The organism is Endozoicomonas sp. SESOKO1 (genome assembly GCF_024606265.1).
Taxonomy (GTDB): Bacteria; Pseudomonadota; Gammaproteobacteria; order Pseudomonadales; family Endozoicomonadaceae; genus Endozoicomonas.
The window spans coordinates 1-3121 of sequence record NZ_JAHHPP010000187.1 but is presented as its reverse complement, the minus strand read 5'-3'; the positions used below and the strand labels follow the sequence as shown (position 1 = coordinate 3121).

Genomic DNA, 3121 nt, shown 5'->3' with positions numbered 1-3121 from the left:
CCTTTGGGCATGTGCATGCCCGTGTAGAAAGCCGGACGGTAATACGGTGCTTCTTGACCAATGCAAATTGACGCTAACCCTGCAATTACTTAGAATGCCCGTCTTTTGTAAGTCCATTAAGACGAGTAACCACGATGAAAAGAACTTTCCAGCCAAGCAACCTGAAGCGCAAGCGTAACCACGGCTTCCGTGCGCGCATGGCTACCAAGAATGGCCGTGCGGTAATCAACCGTCGTCGAGCCAAGGGACGCAAGCGTCTGTCAGCCTGATCGATGCCTGTGGCTAAACGCCGTAGCTAATAAAGAGAGCATCAGTGTGAGCTTATCTTTTGGTCGTGAATCACGGCTACGCTCCTCGGCTGATTTCAAACAGGTATTTGATACAACGGATATCAAGGTATCCAGCAGACAGCTTCTTATACTGGCAAAAGCCAATAAGCTTGGCCGTGCAAGACTGGGGTTGGTGGTTGCCAAAAAAAATATTCGTACTGCCGTTGGCCGAAACCGGGCCAAACGTCATATCCGGGAAACCTTTCGTCTGCAACAGGATGAAATCGGTAACCTGGATATTGTCGTTTTAGTCCGGAAAGGTTTCAGTGATCTGAATGACAGAGATCTGAACCAGCTACTCAACCAGCAGTGGCAAAGGTTGAAACGAAGGCTACACGAATGGGAAGCGTCGGCATAACGTTTGGTCAGGCTCCGGCAACATGAAGGCATATAGATGGGCAGGTTAGCCAATATCCCCCGATCAGTGTTGATCGGGCTGATCAAGATATATCGCTATGCACTGAGTCCCCTGATGCCCAGCCGGTGCCGCTTTTACCCCTCTTGCTCTGCCTACGGCCTGGAAGCCTTAAATCGTCATGGTTTTCTGACTGGTAGCAAGCTTATCTTGCTCCGACTACTGAGGTGCCACCCCTGGCATCCAGGAGGATTTGACCCGGTACCGGAAAAAGATTCTGGTGATCATCGGACACAATCAGACAATCATATTCATTCACCTGAATGTGTGGCCCGGAACTCATGGATTTCCAAAGAACACTCCTGATCGGTGCTATTGCTGTCGTTGGTGTTTTAACACTGCAGCAATGGAATGAAGACTATCCCGGTACGCCGAAGTCGGCATCCGTCGCTCACTCCGTATCCAGCAGTCAAGCTGGCTCCGATATGCCTTCCCTTAAGGATGGCAATTCAATACCTTCCACCGATGATGGGGCTGCGAAACCTTCTGCCCAGCTCATCAGTGTCAAGACCAATACGATTGATGCGCTGATTGATCCTGCCGGTGGTGATATCATCAGCCTGACCCTGCCTCAATACCCTGCCTGGTTACCCGAAGATGGAGAACCAACCGCTCCTTTCCAGCTGCTGGTAAACAGCCCGGACTGTCAGGGAGAAACCACCTGTGTATTCACCGCACAGAGTGCACTGGCCAAAACCGATGGCCCGGACGCGAATAACCTGCGTGGGGTTTACCGTGTTAAACAGGCCAATTACTCACTGGAAGATGGTGAAAACAAGCTGACCGTTGACCTTCATAAGAATATGGATGGCGTCGACATTACCAAAAGCTTTACCTTCTACCGTAACCGTTATGATGTCACGGTTAATTACACCATTGTGAATAACAGTGACAAGGTCTGGCGCGACCAGTTTTATGCCCAGCTGAAACGGGATAACTCAGAAGACCCGAGTCAGCTTAATTCAAAGGCGCCAATGAATACTTATCTGGGAGCGGCCGTCCGCTCCAATGATGAGCCTTACACCAAACTGCCCTTTGATGAGTTTTCTGATAAGCCATTCGCTGAGCGGGTTCAGGGTGGTTATGCTGCCATGCTCCAGCACTACTTTGTCAGTGCGTGGGTACCTGATCAGGAGAAAGCCCATCAGTATTACACCAAGCAGAACAAAGATGGCTACAACTTCGTCGGCTTCTATGACGATGCCATGGTTGTCCAGCCTGGTGAAACCATTGAGACCGGGGCAACCCTGTATGTCGGGCCGAAAAACCAGGAAAACCTGAAGTCTCTGTCGGATGGCCTGGAGCTGACCGTTGACTACGGCATGCTCTGGTTCCTGGCTCAGCCATTGTTTACCATCCTGAAGTGGATTCACTCTCTGGTGGGTAACTGGGGCTGGTCCATCATTCTGCTGACGGTACTGGTCAAGGCGGTATTCTACCCATTGAATGCCACCAGCTTCCGGTCCATGGCAAAAATGCGCAAGCTGGGGCCAAAGCTGCAGGAGATGAAAGAGAAGTACGGCGATGATCGCCAGAAAATGTCTCAGGCCATGATGGAGCTGTACAAGAAGGAGAAGGTTAACCCCATGGGGGGCTGCCTGCCGATTCTTGTCCAGATGCCGGTATTCATTGCCCTGTACTGGACACTGCTTGAGTCAGTGGAATTGCGTCAGGCGCCATGGCTGGGCTGGATTCACGACCTTTCCCAGATGGATCCGTACTTTATCCTGCCACTGATCATGGGAGCCTCGATGTTCATTCAGCAGATGCTGAACCCGACACCGCCAGACCCTGTGCAGGCTAAAGTCATGAAGATGATGCCAGTGATCTTCACCTTCTTCTTCCTGTTCTTCCCGGCGGGTCTGGTTCTGTACTGGGTGACCAACAACGTGCTGTCGATTATCCAGCAGTACATCATTACCAAAAAAATCGAAAAAGAAGGCTAAGCCTTCTGCGAAGCAGCTTTCCTGTTATAAAGCTGCTTCGCTATCCCCTTCTCTGACCTCACCTCGATAAATTCCTCTTCTGAAAAGTGCCGGTTCATACTCAATCTGGTGCACTGAAAAATAGCGTCTGAATTATCTACAGTTGCTCACGTCTGGACCGATAAACAGTTAGTAACTGAGGCTTCCCACCTTGAGCTAACTGGATAAGATCAACAGTATGATTAAAAAACTGATAAGCACAGCCATTGTCAGCAGTGTTATCGGGAGCGCATCGGCCAACCCCGAACTGGGATATATGACCGTTGGTACTGACCAGTACCAACTGTTTAATGCCACCATTGCCATTGATGCCCTGCCGTCAGAACTTACCAATAAGAAACTGAAAGTAAAGCTTGGCTCCATTACCGACTTTTACCGGCATAATATTGAGT

General features: G+C 50.1%; 5 protein-coding genes. All 5 read left to right on the top strand.

The window, feature by feature from the left end; all coding sequences use genetic code 11:
* The first annotated feature begins 134 nt into the window (after nucleotides 1-134).
* The gene (gene rpmH, locus KDK13_RS09080) at nucleotides 135-269 is read left to right on the top strand and encodes a 50S ribosomal protein L34 (protein ID WP_081622094.1); all 135 of its coding nucleotides are present in this window, start codon (nucleotides 135-137) and stop codon (nucleotides 267-269) included.
* Nucleotides 270-315: 46 nt separating this feature from the next.
* Nucleotides 316-687, top strand: coding sequence for a ribonuclease P protein component (rnpA, locus tag KDK13_RS09075; RefSeq protein ID WP_257284659.1), 372 nt, complete (start codon nucleotides 316-318; stop codon nucleotides 685-687).
* Between the two features lie 36 nt (nucleotides 688-723).
* Nucleotides 724-1050, top strand: coding sequence for a membrane protein insertion efficiency factor YidD (gene yidD, locus KDK13_RS09070; protein ID WP_257284658.1), 327 nt, complete (start codon nucleotides 724-726; stop codon nucleotides 1048-1050).
* The gene (gene yidC, locus KDK13_RS09065; RefSeq protein ID WP_257284657.1) at nucleotides 1026-2690 is read left to right on the top strand and encodes a membrane protein insertase YidC; all 1665 of its coding nucleotides are present in this window, start codon (nucleotides 1026-1028) and stop codon (nucleotides 2688-2690) included. The genes yidD and yidC overlap by 25 nt, the downstream gene beginning before the upstream one ends.
* Before the next feature lie 217 nt (nucleotides 2691-2907).
* Nucleotides 2908-3121: hypothetical protein (locus KDK13_RS09060; protein ID WP_257284656.1), on the top strand; the 214-nt coding region annotated here is incomplete at its 3' end.

Excerpts from the sequence above, each read along its gene's own strand:
- rpmH (WP_081622094.1), top strand. The coding sequence starts at position 135 with ATGAAAAGAACTTTCCAGCCAAGCAACCTGAAGCGCAAGCGTAACCAC.
- yidD (WP_257284658.1), top strand. The coding sequence starts at position 724 with ATGGGCAGGTTAGCCAATATCCCCCGATCAGTGTTGATCGGGCTGATC.
- yidC (WP_257284657.1), top strand. The coding sequence starts at position 1,026 with ATGGATTTCCAAAGAACACTCCTGATCGGTGCTATTGCTGTCGTTGGT.